At 49.6% G+C, this 17,457-nt stretch carries 11 protein-coding genes; all 11 read left to right on the forward strand.

Translation table 11 applies throughout. The features are described 5' to 3' along the window. Positions 1 to 2 precede the first annotated feature (2 nt). The 11 genes from bglX (at position 3) to BLW29_RS16270 (ending at position 17,428) form a co-directional block, all read left to right on the forward strand. Positions 3 to 2,144 carry a beta-glucosidase BglX gene (gene bglX, locus BLW29_RS16220; protein WP_090981396.1) on the forward strand — a complete coding sequence of 714 codons (2,142 nt, stop codon included), beginning with the start codon at positions 3 to 5 and terminating at the stop codon, positions 2,142 to 2,144. 349 nt (positions 2,145 to 2,493) lie between these two features. Beyond that, the gene (locus BLW29_RS16225; protein ID WP_256208668.1) at positions 2,494 to 3,540 is read left to right on the forward strand and encodes a LacI family DNA-binding transcriptional regulator; all 1,047 of its coding nucleotides are present in this window, start codon (positions 2,494 to 2,496) and stop codon (positions 3,538 to 3,540) included. A gap of 96 nt (positions 3,541 to 3,636) precedes the next feature. Next, complete coding sequence (locus BLW29_RS16230) at positions 3,637 to 5,082, forward strand: extracellular solute-binding protein (protein ID WP_090981401.1); 1,446 nt, start codon at positions 3,637 to 3,639, stop codon at positions 5,080 to 5,082. Positions 5,083 to 5,149: 67 nt separating this feature from the next. Next, positions 5,150 to 8,272: an extracellular solute-binding protein gene (locus BLW29_RS16235; RefSeq protein ID WP_143044418.1), complete on the forward strand. Its 3,123-nt coding sequence runs from the start codon at positions 5,150 to 5,152 to the stop codon at positions 8,270 to 8,272. Continuing rightward, positions 8,269 to 9,174: a carbohydrate ABC transporter permease gene (locus BLW29_RS16240; RefSeq protein WP_090981405.1), complete on the forward strand. Its 906-nt coding sequence runs from the start codon at positions 8,269 to 8,271 to the stop codon at positions 9,172 to 9,174. The genes BLW29_RS16235 and BLW29_RS16240 overlap by 4 nt, the downstream gene beginning before the upstream one ends. Before the next feature lie 40 nt (positions 9,175 to 9,214). Then, positions 9,215 to 10,096, forward strand: a complete 882-nt coding sequence (locus tag BLW29_RS16245) for a carbohydrate ABC transporter permease (RefSeq protein ID WP_090981407.1) — start codon at positions 9,215 to 9,217, stop codon at positions 10,094 to 10,096. Between the two features lie 11 nt (positions 10,097 to 10,107). Then, positions 10,108 to 12,168, forward strand: coding sequence for a YIP1 family protein (locus tag BLW29_RS16250; RefSeq protein WP_090981409.1), 2,061 nt, complete (start codon positions 10,108 to 10,110; stop codon positions 12,166 to 12,168). Beyond that, complete coding sequence (locus tag BLW29_RS16255; protein WP_090981411.1) at positions 12,158 to 14,464, forward strand: DUF5696 domain-containing protein; 2,307 nt, start codon at positions 12,158 to 12,160, stop codon at positions 14,462 to 14,464. The genes BLW29_RS16250 and BLW29_RS16255 overlap by 11 nt, the downstream gene beginning before the upstream one ends. Before the next feature lie 7 nt (positions 14,465 to 14,471). Continuing rightward, positions 14,472 to 15,347: a carbohydrate ABC transporter permease gene (locus BLW29_RS16260; protein WP_256208681.1), complete on the forward strand. Its 876-nt coding sequence runs from the start codon at positions 14,472 to 14,474 to the stop codon at positions 15,345 to 15,347. Beyond that, positions 15,347 to 16,315 carry a carbohydrate ABC transporter permease gene (locus BLW29_RS16265; RefSeq protein ID WP_090981415.1) on the forward strand — a complete coding sequence of 323 codons (969 nt, stop codon included), beginning with the start codon at positions 15,347 to 15,349 and terminating at the stop codon, positions 16,313 to 16,315. The genes BLW29_RS16260 and BLW29_RS16265 overlap by 1 nt, the downstream gene beginning before the upstream one ends. 45 nt (positions 16,316 to 16,360) lie before the next feature. Then, entirely contained in the window at positions 16,361 to 17,428 is a 1,068-nt protein-coding gene (locus tag BLW29_RS16270; RefSeq protein WP_090981417.1) for a Gfo/Idh/MocA family protein, read from the forward strand. Positions 17,429 to 17,457: the final 29 nt, after the last annotated feature.

Below are 17,457 nucleotides of genomic sequence, written 5' to 3' on the forward strand. Positions count from 1 at the left end.
CTATGGATAGCAACGTAAAGAAAACCCCTTTCCAGCTGGACGCGGAGAAGGAAGCCGCGATCGAGACGCTGCTTGCTCAGATGACGCTGCAGGAGAAAATCGGCCAATTGACGCAGCTGGGTACTTTTGACGAAGAGTCGGACAGCGAGCTGATCGAAGAAGGCATGGTAGGCTCCATTCTCGGTGTTCGAGGAGCGGATACGGTTAATGAGCTGCAGCGTATTGCGATCGAAGAGTCCCGACTTGGTATTCCGCTGCTGTTTGCGGATGATGTCATCCACGGCTACCGGTCGACTTTCCCAATACCGCTTGCAGAGGCATGCAGCTGGAATCCGGAGCTGCTGGAAGAAACGGCGGCGATTGCTGCACGTGAAGCTTCATCGGACGGCATCAACTGGATTCTTGCGCCGATGGTGGATATCGCACGTGATGCAAGATGGGGAAGAATCGCGGAAGGAGCAGGGGAAGATACATACCTGGCTTCCTCCGTTGCCGGAGCCCGCGTTAGAGGGATTCAAAGAAACGATTGGACGGATCGGCCGCATGTGATGGCTTGTCCGAAACATTTTGCCGCATATGGGCTTGCCGAAGGCGGTCGTGACTACAACACGGTCGATGTGTCGGAGACGCGTATGCGTGAAACGTATTTCCCGCCATTCCAAGCGGCACTTGATGCCGGAGCAGGCACGATTATGGCGGCCTTCAATGAGATCAACGGCGTACCGGCTTCCGGCAACCGTTGGTTACTGAAGGATGTACTGCAAGACGAGTGGGGCTTCAAAGGGTTCGTCGTCAGCGACTGGGAATCCGTAGATGAGCTCGTTCAGCATGGTTATGCCGCGAACCGCGAGCAAGCAGGATTGCAAGCGATCCAAGCGGGCATGCATATGGACATGCATTCCCTGATCTATCATGAGCATCTGGCTGCATTGATTGAGAAAGGCGAGGTTAACGAGAGCGAGATTGATGATGCGGTTCGCCGTATTCTGCGCGTGAAGCATCAGCTTGGTCTGTTTACTCATCCGTATGTAGACAATAAATTGGCTAGCTCCTATATGCTGCATTCCTCGCATGTGGAAACTGCACGCGAAATGGCGCATCAATCAATCGTGCTGCTGAAGAATGAGAACGACACGCTTCCGCTCCAATCGTCTTCTCGCAAGCTGGCGGTTATCGGTCCGTTTGCCGAGGATCATGAGGCACAGCTCGGCTGCTGGCGCGGACAAGGAAGACCGGAAGATGTCATTACCGTATTGGCAGGCATTCGGGCGCTTGCTCATCAGCATCAAACCGAAGTTGTGTATGCACGAGGTTCAGGTGTGCTTGACGGAACGGTTGAAGAGCTCGAGGAAGCGGTATCGGCTGCTAAGAGCAGTGATGTTGCCATTCTCGTATTAGGGGAGAACGCGGATATGAGCGGCGAGAACAACAGCCGCGTATCGCTCGACATCCCGGCAAGCCAGCAGAAGCTGCTTGAAGCGATTCATGCGACCGGCGTTCCGGTTGTGCTTGTTCTTGCGAACGGACGTCCGCTTACGATCGAGTGGGCGGATGCGAATATTCCGGCTATCGTTGAGGCTTGGCAGCTCGGCGTGCAAGCAGGTCCGGCAATCGCCGATATCTTGTTTGGCGCTGCCAGTCCTAGCGGTAAGCTGCCGGTGACGTTCCCAAGACATGCGGGCCAAGTGCCGATCTATTACAACGCGAAGAAAACAGGCAGACCGCATATGAGACGTTATGTGGATGCCGACATTTCACCGTTGTACCCGTTCGGACACGGTCTGACGTACACAAGCTTCAGCTATGAGGAGCTGCTGATCGAGCAAGCCGAGCTCCCGATTGGCCAAACGCTGAACGTTTCTGCAAAGGTGAGCAATACAGGATCGCGCGAAGGTATCGAAATCGTACAGCTGTATATTTGCGATGAGGCAGCGAGCATCACAAGACCTGTAAAAGAACTTAAAGGCTTCCGTAGAGTGACATTGGCGGCCGGCGAAAGCACGACAGTTTCATTCCAACTGGCAAAGGAAGAGCTCGGATTTATCAATCAAGAGCATCAATTTGTCGTAGAGCCCGGGAAGTTCAAGCTCTGGATCGGTCCAAGCAGTACGGACGGTCTGGAAGGGCAATTCGAAGTCATTTAAATCATCGTGTTGGAAAACCCCCGAATTGTCGGGGGTTTTTCCATTATCTATCGAATCGTTTCGATAATGTTAGAAATAAATTTGGATATTAAAGCCAGGAACTAACAAAATTCTAACAAAAAAAAGATCCATTTTATTTGTTGAAAGCCTTTTCACTTCCAAAAATCTGTGCTATTATGTGGTTGTGAAACGTTTCTATGAGTGAAAAGGGTAGTTCTTTAAACAAATATCCCTCCTTGACTATGCATACAAGTCTGAGCGCTAACCTGTAATGTAAGCGTTTCATAATGGGGGAATTTTACTTTATTCTTTCGAAACGTTTCAACAGGCTGAACCAGAGGTGGAATTGATGATGGCTGCTACGATCAAAGATGTTGCAAGAATGGCCGGAGTTGCCGTATCAACTGTTTCTTACGCACTGAATAACTCACCGAAGATAAGTGAGGAAACGCGAAAGAAAGTAATTCGAGCTGCAGAAGAGTTAAGTTATCGGCCAAGCGGCGCGGCACGAAATTTGAAGAAACGCAAGAGTGAAACGATCGGACTGTTCCTGAATGATCTGGGTGGACCTTTCTATAGTCAAGTTATCGAAGGCGTACAGGAAGTTGTTGCGTCGCATGATTACAATCTCATCGTCTGCAGCACTTATGGCGGCGAGAACAGCTCAGCGAATCGGTTTCTGAGAGAAAAGTTCGTAGATGGCGCCATTATCATGGGTACCGCGATTCCGGACAGCTTAATCCTCCAAGTCGCGGCTGAGTCATTCCCGATCGTCGTACTCGACCGAGAGCTTAAGAGCGATTACGTACACAGCGTACTGATCACGAATGAACAAGGCGCTTATGATGCGGTTACGCATCTCATTAAACTGGGACGCAAGCGGATTGAATTCCTCAGCGGACCGCTCGCCGCGTATGACAATTCCAAACGTTATGACGGCTACAAGCGTGCGCTTATGGAACATAACTTACATGTACCGCCGAAGATCAGCCTGCAAGGTCGTTACTTGGAAGCCGGCGGCTATCAAACCGTGAAGGTCATGATGGCATGCAAACGGCTGCCGGATGCCATCTTCGCAGCGAATGATGAGATGGCGATCGGCGCCATGCGAGCGCTCCGTGAAGGTGGTATACGAGTGCCGGAGGACGTCGCAGTAGTAGGCTTTGACAACATTAGTTTCGGCCCGTTCGTTCGCCCTTCGTTAACGACAATCGGCCATTCTAAATACGAAATGGGAGCGATTGCAACGCAGCTCGTGTTCAATGTGCAGAAGGAAGAGAACTCCATCTTGCTTCCGACACAGCTGGTCATTCGTCAATCCTGCGGATTCAAAGGCACTCACAATGAGAATGAAGAAAGCTATATATTCCATGAAGGGAGGCGAAACCAGGGTTAACCGGGCAGTAAGGGAGCAAGTCAAGCTTGATTGTGTTTATGGGGAAGTCGACTAAGAATCACCAAATCTACATTCACGAGCTGGGGGAGAATTGGAATGAAAAAGTCAATTAATATGATGCTTCTGATGGTACTGGCTTTATCGTTTGTACTTGCTGGCTGCGGAAGCAGCAACAACAATGCGAACAACACTGCAACGAACACGAATACGGGCAACACAACAGAGACCAATAACACATCGACAAACGCTAATACTACGGAACCAGCGGAAGAGCCGGCTGCTGAAGAGCCAGCTGCAACGGATGAAGTTGTAACACTTACTTATGGAACATGGGGCGATAAAGCAGACAATGGTGCTGAGATGAAACGTATCAAAGCATTCGAAGCGGCTCACCCGAACATTAAAGTTCAAATCGATAAATCGATGGACTGGCCTTGGGACGAGAAATTGGCAGCAGCAGCAGCAGCTAACAAACTCCCTGACGTAACTTTCCTATTCAATGTGCCTCTGGCAGTAGGCAGCGGCTGGCTTGAAGACTTGACTCCTTACTTGGAACAAGATCCTGATTTTGCTCCTGACAAAATTTACGGAAACCTAGCTAAAACAGGTGAATATGAAGGCAAACAATTTGCATTGCCGACAGGTCTGTTCTCGTGGGGAATCTACATCAACAAAGATTTGTTCGCAAAAGCAAATATTCCAATTCCTAGTGCTAACTGGACAGTAGCTGAGATGGAAGAGATCTCCAAGAAGCTAACGAACTATAATGAACACCAATTCGGTATTGATGGTGCAGCTGGCATGGCTGACGTATTGATCCCTAACATTGATAATACGCTGGGCGCTTCCACATGGGACGGCACTCAGTATAACTATACGAACCCAGCGTGGGCACAAGCTGTTAACTGGGCGACTAACTTCGGTATGAAAGACAAATCATCGCTTCAAAGCTACAAGAAAGAAGAGAAAGACAAATGGTACGGTAAAGACATCAGCGGCTTTAACATCGGTAAAGTCGGCATGGTGTACGATGCAACTTGGAGCATGGGTTGGTACAAACAAAACTTGAAATTCAACTGGGATATCCTTCCGGTTCCGGGCTATGAGGGCCAACAACAGAAGGCCGGTCTGGTTACAGACTATGCCGGTGTAACGAAGAGCTCGAAGCATAAGAAAGAAGCAGTTGAGTTCCTGAAATGGATGACGTATTCCAAAGACGGCTGGATGGCACGTATTAAAGACGAGTCCCCGCTAGCTTCGATGCCGCTTGTCAACGACCCTACAGTATGGGAAGCATGGTTGGCTCAAGATTTCGTAACGCCAGGTGTTAAAGATATCGTAAAAGCAATCCCGACAGGTGTGCTTGAAACGTTCAAATACCAACCGGGCTTTGCAGACTTTACTTCCAAAGTGAAAGACAAGTACAACGAGAAGTTCCAAAAAGGCGAAGCAAGACCGGAAGACGTAGCTGCTGAGCTGCAAGAGAAATCGATGGAGTACTTCAACAACGCGATGACCAAGATCAAAGAAGCAACAAAATAAAAGCAAGTAATCACAATTTTTCCTCCTCTATTTAGGGGAGGAAAAATTGTTCTACTGGGGTGAAAGCATGAAGTTCAAACCACTATTAGCTGCAATCATATTTGTTTCGCTTCTGGCGACAACAGTACCTGTATCGTTCCATGGACGTTCCATCGCACAGGCTGATGAGGCGGCTGCGCCTGACAAAGATAAACAAGACAATGATGATATTTTGGATGGTTTGTTTGGCGGTGGCGGTGAAATTTCTTCAGGCGCCGGCAAGCAAGACGAAGTAAAGGACTCAGCAGAGGACGAGGAAGAAGACTCCCCTGTAAAGAGAGTCGTAGAGGATGCCTACAGCGACGTGCTTAAAGCATGGCAGGCCGAAGGGATCAAAGATGCAGCAACGGATATCATCATTCATCCTAATCAGTTTGTAACACCTAACGGCAAGGCAACACTTACTTCCGATTCAAACGGCTATGATGAGCCGGTGTTTACATGGACGGACGACTTGAATGCGATCGATTTGAATGTAACAGCTCCTCAAGATGGGCTTTACCAAGTTAATATCGACTATTACTCGACATCGGACAAAATCATTCCGATAGAGCGGGCTATTGAAGTAAACGGGAAATATCCGTTTTTTGAATCCAGAAGAGTTGTGTTACCAAAGCTGTGGACAGATGAGAACGCGACATTCGACCGAGATGGGCTCGGGAATGAGACGCCTGCAAGCCAGAAGCAAATTAAGCAATGGCAGACGGCTCCATTAATGGATGCCAGTTATTTCACGGCGGAACCGCTGCGGTTCTATCTGAAACAAGGCACGAACAGCATCAAACTTATGAATTTGCGCGAAGAGGCCCTCATTGGCCGAATCGTCATTTCCGCTCCGGAGGTACTGCCGCAGTACGAGCAATATGCGAAAGCAAACAGCTTGTCTAAAGCAGACTCTTCAATCCTAGTCGTGGAAGCCGAGCATCCGAATTCCAAATCGGAACCGTCGATCCGCGCGATTGCTAGCGGAGATGCAACTGTTGTTCCTCATAGAGATGGTAAAGTCACGTTAAACACGCTCGGCGGAGAAACGATTGCAACCAGTGGAAACGCGGAAGAAAACGAGCAGGCGTGGCAAGTGGGCGGACAGCGGGCTACTTGGAAAGTGAAAGTGGATAAGGCGGGCTCTTACCAACTGGCGTTCAAGTACTTGCAGACTGGCAAAACAAGCATGCCCGTATATCGCACTATAATGATAGATGGTAAAGTGCCATTCCAAGAAGTGAATGAGTACGCCTTCCCTTACACGAAAGAATGGCGCAATGAGGTCTTGTCCGGGAAGGATGGTAAAGCGTATCAATTCGCGCTAACAGCAGGCGAGCATGAAATTTCACTTCGCGCCGATGCTGCTCCATATGGACAAGTCATCCAAACAATAAAGAATGTCATGTGGGATATTAACACATTGGCACTTGAGATTAAGATGGCGACAGGTAATACGATGGACGTGAATCGGGACTGGGATATTACGAAACAGATGCCTGATTTGCCGCAGAAGCTGGAAGAATTCGCTTCTATTCTGCGCAAACAATACGCCGCGCTTAAGAAGCTTGCCGGCGCTAATCCAGACCAAGCGAGCAATTTGCTCGTTGCGGCGGAAACGCTGGAGCGGATGTCGAAGGAACCGGAGAAAATCCCCTATCAATTTAACCGTCTGTCCGAAGGCTCCGGCTCCGTGCTGCAGACGCTAGGTGTCATTAACACGAAGCTGCCAAGACAGCCGCTTCAGTTGGATCGGTTCTATATTTATTCGGACAGCAAACTGCCAAGCGAGAAAGCGGGTTTCTTCAAGTCTTTCTTCAACAGCATCGCAGCGTTCTTCAAATCGTTCACGCGCGATTACTCCAAAGTAAACGCGGACGATAAAGATGCCGTGCAAGTATGGGTAAACCGTTCGCGTCAGAACGTGACCCAGATGCAGCAGCTAATCAATCAAGAATTCACCAAGAAAACAGGCATTAAAGTAACGCTCTCCATCATGCCGGACGAAGGAAAGCTTGTACTTGCCAGCGCTGCCGGTAATGCGCCTGACGCAGCACTTGGCGTCAGCAACTACATTCCATTCCGCCTTGCCGCTCGTGGAGCGTTAGCGGACATGAATCAGTTCAAAGACTTTGACGACGTGCAGAAGCGGTTCTCACCAGGTGCACTCGTTCCGGTCACTTTCGATCAGAAACTGTATGCATTGCCGGAAACACAAAGCTTCTGGGTTATGTTCTATCGGAAGGATATTCTCGATGCGCTGAATATTCCGGTTCCCGATACGATGGAAGAAGTGAAGCAAATCTTGCCGGAGCTGCAGCGATTCGGGATGAATTTCTACCTGCCGCTGTCGCAAACAGGCGGATTTAAGCCTTATAACAACACCGTTCCGTTTATTTATCAAACCGGCGGTAAGCTGTACACCGACGATGGCCTTCACACTGCGATCGATCAGGATGAGGCACTGGCGGGACTGAAACAAATGACGGACATGTTTACGGTATACAGCGTTCCGCTGCAAGTGCCGAGCTTCTACAACCAGTTCCGCGATGGAAGCCTGCCGATCGGGATTGCAGATGTTACGACTTATATCCAGTTGACCGCAGCAGCTCCTGAGCTTGCCGGTTGGTGGAAGATCGCTCCTTACCCTGGTGTTAAAGGAAAGGACGGCGTCGTAAACCGGACCGCTCCGGGAACGGGCGCAACCGGAATCATGTTCAACAGCAGCAAGAAGAAAGACGATACATGGGAGTTCCTGAAATGGTGGACTTCCGAAGAGGCTCAAGTTCGTTTCGGTAATAATCTGGAAGCGATCTACGGTCCGACTTACAAATGGAATTCGGCCAATGTCGAAGCGTTCAGCCAGCTTTCCTGGCCGAAAGAAGATATTGAAGTCATTCAAGAGCAATGGAAATGGCTATGGGATATTCCGCGCTTCTTCGGTGACTACATGGTCGAGCGGGAAATCAGCGACGCTTGGAACAAAGTCGTCTTCGATGGCTACAATGCGCGAAGGGCGATGGAAGACGCCGTCATTAACGGCAATCGCGAAATTAAGAAGCAGCTTACGGATTTCGGTTATCTCAAGAACGGTAAAGTTGTCAAACCGCTTCACGTGCCGATTATGCCGAATATGTCAGACATGGCCAAGCGAGGTGATGAGAAGTGAAGCCTGCGACTGCAAAAGCAATAAAAAACGAATTTAACGCCTTTGTGTTTATTAGTCCGTTTTTTATCATTTTTTCTCTGCTTGTCGTAGTTCCGGTCGTTTCTGCCATTTACTTGTCGTTTACGGATTTCAACTCGATTCAAACGCCTAAGTTTATCGGACTGACCAACTATGTAAACCTGATTACACAAGATAATGCCTTTATGATGTACGTCTTGCCAAACACGCTTAAATTTGCTCTGCTGGTCGGTCCGGGAGGATATTTATTATCCTTCTGGCTCGCTTGGCTGCTGGCGCAAATTCCGAAGAAATCGCGTACTGTCATTGCCCTCGCGATCTATTCGCCTTCACTGACTGCAGCCATTGCAATGGCTGTCGTGTGGCTCGTTATTTTCAGCGGTAATGCTTCCGGTTATTTGAATCATTTCTTAATGAGTCTTGCGATTATCAACGAGCCGATTCAGTGGACACAATCGCCGCATTATCTAATGCCGATCATGGTGACCGTATCGCTCTGGAACAGTATGGGCGTTGGCTTTCTAGCGATGCTCGCGGGTATCCTCAACATTAACGGGGAGATGTATGAAGCCGGCTATATCGATGGCATTCGCAACCGTCTTCAAGAGGTATGGTACATTACCATTCCGAGCATGAAGCCGCAAATGCTCTTCGGCGCCGTCATGGCTGTCGTCGGCACATTCCAAGCCGGAGCGATTGGCGTGCAGCTCTCGGGCGCCAACCCTACACCGCAAAATGCAGGGCAGCTCATGATTAATCATATCGAGGACTATGGTTTCCTGCGCTATGATATGGGTTACGCTTCAGCGGTTTCCGTAGTCTTGCTCATTATTGTTTACGGATTTTCTAAACTGTGCTGGCGCTTGTTCGGCGACTCCGACTAGTCCTCAGTGTATTACGAATTGGGAGAAGGTGATGGCGTAAATGGCTTCTTTTCATGCTAATAAAATCAATCCGGATCGGTTCAGCTTCGGACAATGGAAGTTCTTTCTCTTCCTAGTTTCTTTGTCCGTGTTCATGATCTTGCCGATTATCTTTATTTTCTCTCAGGCGCTCAAGCCTGTAGACGAGCTGTTTCTATATCCGCCGAAGCTGTTTGTTCAGCATCCGACGTGGAGTAACTTCGCGACACTGTTCAGCGTCGGCGACGTTTCAGCGGTTCCGAAGACGAAATATTTGTTCAACAGCATTCTTGTAACCGGCTCAGTCGTTTTCCTGTCCATCGTGATCTGTTCCATGACAGGTTTCGCTTTGTCCAAGAAAGAATTCAAAATGAAGAAGGTCGTGTTCGAAGTAAACATCATTGCCTTGATGTTCGTACCGGCAGCGGTGACGATTCCGCGTTATTTGGTCATTGAGAAGCTGGGGCTGACGGATAACTTCCTAGGGCATATCTTACCGATGCTTTCCTTGCCGGTAGGGGTGTTCTTGGTCAAGCAATTCGTCGATCAGATTCCGAATGCGCTCATCGAAGCAGCGCAGCTTGACGGAGCGAACGATTATTACGTATTCCGTAAGCTCGTCATTCCGATGATTATGCCGGCGCTTGCGACCGTGGCGATTCTATCGTTCCAATTGGCTTGGAACAATGCGGAGACTTCCTCGTTATTCATGAGCAAAGAAACGCTCAAGACGTTTGCTTTCTACATGAGTACGCTGACGACGACCACCGCGATGGAGAATAATATAGCCGGTCAAGGGATGGCAGCGGCGGCAGCGCTTCTGATGTTTATTCCGAACTTGGCCATCTTCATATTCATGCAGAGTAAAGTAATGGATACGATGGCGCATTCCGGGTTGAAGTGAGGAGGAGAACAATGTTCAGATTCAGATGGCTCACACTTCTCGTTGCGGCTGCGTTGTTGGTTGGTTCGACTACTGCTTATGCGGACGTGCCTTATCCTACCTTCACGATCGATGAAAAAGGTCATGGCATTATGATGCAGAACGCCTACATGCCAGTAGGCGCAATCGACGGGTATAGCATCTTTGGCGAGAATGAAGCATTAAGCAACGGGAAAGTGGAGTTGAATAGCCCGCAAGATATCTTCGTAGATAACGAAGACCATGTGTACGTTGCCGATACAGGCAACGCCCGAATTGTAGAGTTGGACTCATGGGGGAATTTCATTCGCATTATCGGCGAGGGAGAATTAAAACAGCCGAAGGGTGTATTCGTAACGGAAAACAAAGATATTTACGTTGCGGATTATGCCAAACAAAGCGTCGTCGTCTTCGGGCCAGACGGCAAGTTGAAGCAGACGATCGGCAAGCCGAAGTCGAAGCTGTACGGCAAAGATACGCCGTTCAAGCCACAGAAGGTCATCGTCGATAAACGCGGCAGCATCTATATTATCGGTGAGGGCCTTATCCAAGGTCTTGTCCGATTGGACAAGGAAGGCAAATTTCTTGGCTACTTCGGCGGTAACCGGGCAGGCTTCAACCTGCTGAAGACGCTGCAGCGTATGTTCTATACGAAGGCTCAACTAAGCAAAATGACACGTGAAATGCCGATTTCACCGACGAATATTTCGGTTGATTCGGAAGGCCTTATTTATACGAGTACGACAGGAATTAACGGCGGGGCCATTAAGAAGCTGAACGTCGCGGGCAAGGATTTGCTCGGCGGAACGTGGTCGCTTAATCAGGTGTCCGATATTACGACCGATGCGATGGGAAATATTTATGCGATCGATGCCGGCGAAGGCATGATCCTGGAATACAACCGTGACGGTAACCTGATGTTCCTCTTCAGCTACAACGACACAGGGGAGCAACGTCTCGGTTTGCTCGCAGCACCGACAGGAATTGCCGTCACGTCGGATGGCAGATTGCTTGCCCTGAGCGGCGAGCGCGGCAATGTTACGGTGTACCAGCCGACGGCGTTCACGAAGCTTGTACACGAAGCACTGGGACTTTATCTGGACGGCAAATACGTACAGAGCCGTGAACCATGGAATGAAGTGCTGCGTCAGAACAGCTTGTTCTCCCTGGCGCACACCGGTATCGGCCTTGCTTATTTCAAAGAAGGCAAATACCAAGAAGCATTCGAGAAATTCGAGTTTTCCAAAAACAAGAAGGAATATTCCAACGCGTACTGGGAACTTCGGCGCGAATGGATTATGAAACACGCAGTTGACGTGGCTTTAAGCATCTTAGGTGCCATTATCGCCTTGATGGCCATTCGATTCGCTTACCGGAAGTACCAATTCGGCAAGCCGGTTGTCATCGCTTGGCTAAAGGTGACCAGACAATGGTTCGTCGCGCAGCTGCTTCACATTTTCCGTATGCTGCGGCATCCAATTGAAGGTTATTACGAGCTGGAGCATAACAACAAGGCTTCGGTAGCATCGGCAACTGTCTTGCTGGTCGTGCTGTTCGGGGTTCGATTGTTCGGTCTCTATACGACGAACTTCTTGTTCGCAACGATGGAGCCGCTGCAGATAAACATCGTAACCGAGCTGCTCAAGCTGCTCATTCCATTGTTCGCTTGGGTGATTTCCAACTACCTCGTCAGCGTCATCAACGATGGGGAAGGCAGCTTCAAGAACATCTACAAAGGGACGATTTATGCATTATCCCCTTACATTATTTTCGCAATACCGCTGGCGATTATGTCACGTGGCCTTACCCTGATGGAGGGTGTCATCTATAACTACTCCTACAATATCGTCATTCTGTGGTGTGCGCTTCTGCTCTTCATCATGGTGAAAGAGATCCACGGCTACGAAATTAAGGAGACTGTTAGAAACATCGTTCTCACGATCATCGGCATGCTAATTATGGCCTTTGTAGCGTTTATCCTGTTCGGCTTGTCGAATCAGGTGTGGGAATTTGTTTACTCGTTATTCCAAGAGGTGAATCTGCGTGTCGATTAACAAGAAACCGATTATCCTGGTCGCGTCTGCTGCACTTGCAGCGGTTGGATTGTATCAGTTCGCATATGGGGCTACAGTTGAGCAGCAATCTACCGAGGGTCAGAGCAAGATTGTTCTGAATAAGACGGAAGGCTCATTCCCTTATCGTTCGAACAATTATACGATGCCGGAGAAGGCAGCAAGCGCCATTGCGAAACGCACGATTCCGTCCGACTATAAGAAAATCGGCGAGTCCGGCTCGCTGGAGCTGTATATGGCGAACGCTTCGCTTGCCATTATGGTGAAGAACAAGGAGAGCGGTTATGTTTGGGCTTCCACGCCAAACGACGCCGATCTGCAAAATGCCGAATTAAATGATGAGTGGCAGACCGCAGTCAAGTCACCGGTTCTGCTCGAGTACTATAATGATCAAGAAATGCTGAGCACGGGTAATTTCTTGTCGCTCGGCGGTAAAGTCGACGGTGTAGAACAGATCGAGCAAGGGGTGCGCGTGAAGCTGACCTTCGGGTCGTTGAACGCAGGCATCGCACTTGAGGTAAAGCTTGAGAACGATTCGCTTGTAGTCTCTATCCCATCGGATTCGATGTGGGAGAAAGGCGTCAGCAAGCTGGCTTCCATTCAGGCATATCCGTTCCTTGGCTCGGTGCACAAGGCTGATATTCCGGGCTATATTTTCATTCCGGATCGTTCAGGCGCGCTTATCCGCTTTAACAAAGCGCATTCCCGTTTTGACGAGCCGTATGTCGGTAAGATTTACGGTACCGACTATACCTCGGACGGCAACATGAATACCGGTCGTACATCTGTGCCGGTATTCGGGATCGTGCACGGCACCGGGCAGAACGGCGTACTCGGCATCGTCGAGGATGGCCGCTTCAATGCCAAGATTGTCGCGTATCCAAGTGGATTAAGCACCGACTTCTACTGGGTCGCGCCGAAATTTGAAATCCGGTACGGCTACTTCCAGCCAACAAGCAAATCGATGGGCGGTTATAATACCTTCCAGAAAGATCCGCTAAAGACAGACCGTCAAGTTCGATACAAGTTCCTTGGCGGCAAGGAAGCGGATTATGTAGGGATGGCGAAGACGTACAGAACGTACTTGCAGGAACAAGGCGAGCTCGTCAAAGAGAAATCCACGAAGAGCAAAGCAGACGTTCCTATGCAGATTCGCCTACTGGGCGGAGAGACGGAAGCGAGCGCATTCGGTGCCAAAGTCGTTCCGATGACGACGTTTAATCAGGCGAAGACGATTGTCGATAGTCTGGAGAAGCACGGCATTACGAACTTGAAGACGGTACTGGAAGGCTGGAATGACGGAGGCTTGAACGGTTCGCGTCCTGCCGAGTTCCCGGTCGAGTCCAAGCTTGGCGGCGCTGCGGGTCTGAAGGATCTGAAGAAGTACTTGTCAGGCAAAGACATTCCGGTCTATCTGTACAATAACTATACCATTGCCTTCGGGAATTCCGATTTGATGAATTTCAAATCCGACGCCGTTAGAGCCATTAACAACGAAATTAACGAGTTTCCGTTCTTCGGCTGGGGCGACGGTGGTTTCTTCGACGATATTATGGCGCGGGACATCAGCCCGGTCAAATCGGTTGAAATTGCGAAAGACGATGCCGAGGATATGAAGGATCTGGGCGTAGATGGGCTTGCGCTCGATATTACGGGCAGCACGCTCGTATCCGACTATAACAAGAAGCATCCGTTTACGCGTGAGCAGACCGCTGAAGCGTATCGTGAGCTCGCCGCTAACTTCAAGAAAAACTTGAACGAGCTGGCGATTGTTCAAGCCAACGACTACCTGTGGAAATACACGGATACGATGTTCGGCATGGGTTCAGGAGCTTCGCAGTACATGTACGAAACGGATACGATCCCTTTCTTGCAAATCGTGCTGCACGGCTACATCGATTACTTCGGCTGGCCGTCTAACTCGGCTTCCAGTCCACGCGAGGATACGCTGCGCATGATCGATTTCGGTCAATATCCGTCGTATCTGCTGACGCATGAGCCGTATTGGAAGCTGAGAGACACGCCTTCGGTCGATTTGCTGACAACGCAATATTCCGATTTGGAGCAGCCGATTAAGGAAACGTACAAAGCCGTGAACCAAGCGCTGCGTCAGGTTCAGGATGCAACGATTGAAGCGCGCATCGTGCCGGACTACGGAATCTCGGCAGTCAAGTATTCCAACGGCGTGGAAATTGTAGTGAATTACACATCAAGCGACTACACATACAACGAAGTCAGCGTCAAGGCGAAGAGCTTCGCTGTCATCGGGGGTGAGTAAGTTGAAAGTGACCAAAAAAATGAGAGAGGCGCTCACCGGTTACGCGCTGGTGTCGCCTTGGATTATTGGCTTCATCCTGTTTATGGCCTATCCGATCTACTACTCGGTATATCTGAGCTTACACAAGGTTACGATCAGCGCGGAAGGTATCGTGACCGATTATACAGGCGGGGACAATTACAAATATGCGTTCTTGTCTGATCCGGAATTTGTAGAGAAGCTGCTGCTCTTCGTAAAATCAGCGGTAGGTATGATCCCGATTATCATCGTCTTCTCGATGCTAGTCGCACTCTTGATTAACCAACCGATTAAGATGAAAGGGCTGTTCAGAGCGATCTTCTTCTTACCGGTCGTCATTACGAGCGGCGAGGTTGTCAATGAGCTGTTCAGCCAAGGAGCAACGGCGATTCCACTGGTAGAGAAGTATGGGATCATCGAGATTATTAAAGACAATTTAAGCCCGGCCTGGTCCTCGCCGATCATTAGTCTGATTCAACAGCTCATCTTGATTCTATGGTTCTCCGGTGTACAAATATTGATCTTCCTTGCAGGTCTGCAGAAGGTCAATAAGCAAGTCTATGAAGCGGCTTCCATCGATGGCGCATCGCCTTGGGTTAGCTTCTGGAAAGTAACATTGCCTGCCATTAAGCCGTTTATCGCGGTGAATATGATTTATACGACGGTTGATTTGTTCACCAACTCGTTCAGTGACGTCATAGAATTAATCAAGGAAAATATGTTCAACCTGACAACCGGCTTCGGTTATGCAACCGCTATTGCCTGGATTTACTTCGGTGTCATATTCGTCTTCTTGCTCTTGATTCTGCTGCTGTTCCGCAATAACGATGACGTGAATGTGCGACCGAAGAGGAGGAGAGCTTAATGGAACGATCATTGAAGTTGCAGAAAGCTTTTCTGCTTCGTACGTACAATCGCGGCAAACGGATACTGATGGGAAGACAGGGCAACGACGGCATTGTATTCAAGTTGCTGGTATACGCACTGCTCATTAGTATCGGGTTCGTTTATTTATATCCGATTCTCTATCTTGTCTCGCAAAGCTTTAAGAGCTTATCGGATCTGCTGGACCCAACGGTGCTCTGGCTTCCACAGAAGCTGTACCTGGAGAACTTCACGCAAGCCTGGCATGTTCTTGATTACATGGATACCTTCTGGAATTCGGTCTTGAACTCCGTGGTTCCGGCTATCGGTCAGACCGTTTCCTGTGCAGTCGTTGGCTACGGAATTGCGAAATTCCGTTTCCCGGGCAAATCGATCGTACTTGGTCTCATGATGATTACCTTCATCGTTCCGTCCCAGGTCGTTATGATTCCGCTCTACTTGATGTTCAACGAGTATCACATGCTTGGATCATCGCTGCCGTTTATCGTTCCGACTATATTCGCCCAAGGGATCAAAGGCGTATTGTTCATTCTGATCTATACGCAGTTCTTCCGGACGATTCCGGCATCGCTCGAAGAAGCGGCGCAGATGGACGGGGCCGGCTTCATTCGGACCTTCTTTACGGTTATTCTTCCGATCTCCATGCCTGCTATCGTCGTAGTTATGCTGTTCTCGACGGTATGGCATTGGAACGAGACGTATCTGACTTCTCTCTATCTGGGTGAAAGCATGACCACGCTTCCGCTGCAATTGAAAACGTTCAATGACTCGTTCACGAAGCTGTACGGAGGCGGAGCAGCAGTTGGCGGCGGTCAGACGAAGAATATCAATGAATCGATTCGTATGGCAGGCACGCTGTTAATCGTACTGCCTTTGCTGGTCCTCTACATGTTCGCGCAGAGACGATTCGTAGAGGTAGTAGATAAAACAGGTATTACAGGCGAGTAATTAGATTCGATTGTATCGCAGGGCGACTTAGGGAGGGTGTTTCAGTTGACTAAGAAGTTAAAGGTTGCAGTAATCGGCGCAGGCGGAATCTTCCAGTGGGCGCATTCCGCTCCGCTGAAGAACCATGGAGAGCTTGAAGTGGTCGCCATCGTAGATATCGACCTGGCGAAAGCACAAGCTGCGGCTGAACAGCACGGCATTCCGCAAGCATTCAGTGACTATCGCGATGTCATCAGAAAGGAAGAGATCGACATTATCGATATTTGTACGCCGAATCTGTTCCATTCCGAGATTGCAGTCGCAGCGCTGGAAGCCGGCAAACATGTCTTCTGCGAGAAGCCGGATGCGGTAAATCCGGATGAAGCGATTAAGATGCAGCAAGCGGCGGAGAAAAGCGGCAAAGTGCTTATGGTTATGCGCAACAACCGCTTCCGTCCGGCATCGAAGTTCATCAAGGAGTGGATTGAGGAAGGCAACCTCGGCGAAGCTTATGCAGGCCGCTGCGGCTGGACTCGCCGACGCGGTATTCCAGGCAAAGGCGGCTGGTTTACGACCAAAGAGCTCTCCGGCGGCGGCCCGTTGATCGATCTTGGTGTTCACTTCATCGACTTGGCGATCTGGTTCATGGGCAATCCGAAGCCAATCTCGGTCACTGGCGCAACCTACACGAAATTCGCGGACGCAGACGATATTGCCGGCTCGGAGCACAGCAAGTTCGGCGAGAAATCAGAAGACGAAGGCATCTTCGATGTGGAGGACCTTGCGATCGGATTTATCCGCTTCGATAACGGCGCGTCGCTCCAAATCGAGTTCAGCTGGGCTTCCAACATCGAACAAGAAGAGAATTTCGTCGAGCTTCGCGGTACGAAGGCAGGCTTCCGATTCAGTAACGGCAAGCTGGGTATCTTCGGGGAATCCAATGGCACGGTAACCGATACTGTTCCGCATCTTGCCGAAGACACAGGCGGACACGGAGAGAATCTATACCATTTCGTGGATGTCGTGCAAGGCCGCGAGAACCCGATCTTTACCATCGATCAAGGCGTGGATATGATCAAAATTTTATCAGCCATCTATGAATCCGCCCGTACAGGATCAGAAGTTAAACTGTAAGGGGATGCGCTAGTGATGAACCGGGATCG

Origin of the sequence: Paenibacillus sp. CF384, from assembly GCF_900106745.1 — a bacterium.
GTDB lineage: Bacteria > Bacillota > Bacilli > Paenibacillales > Paenibacillaceae > Paenibacillus_Z.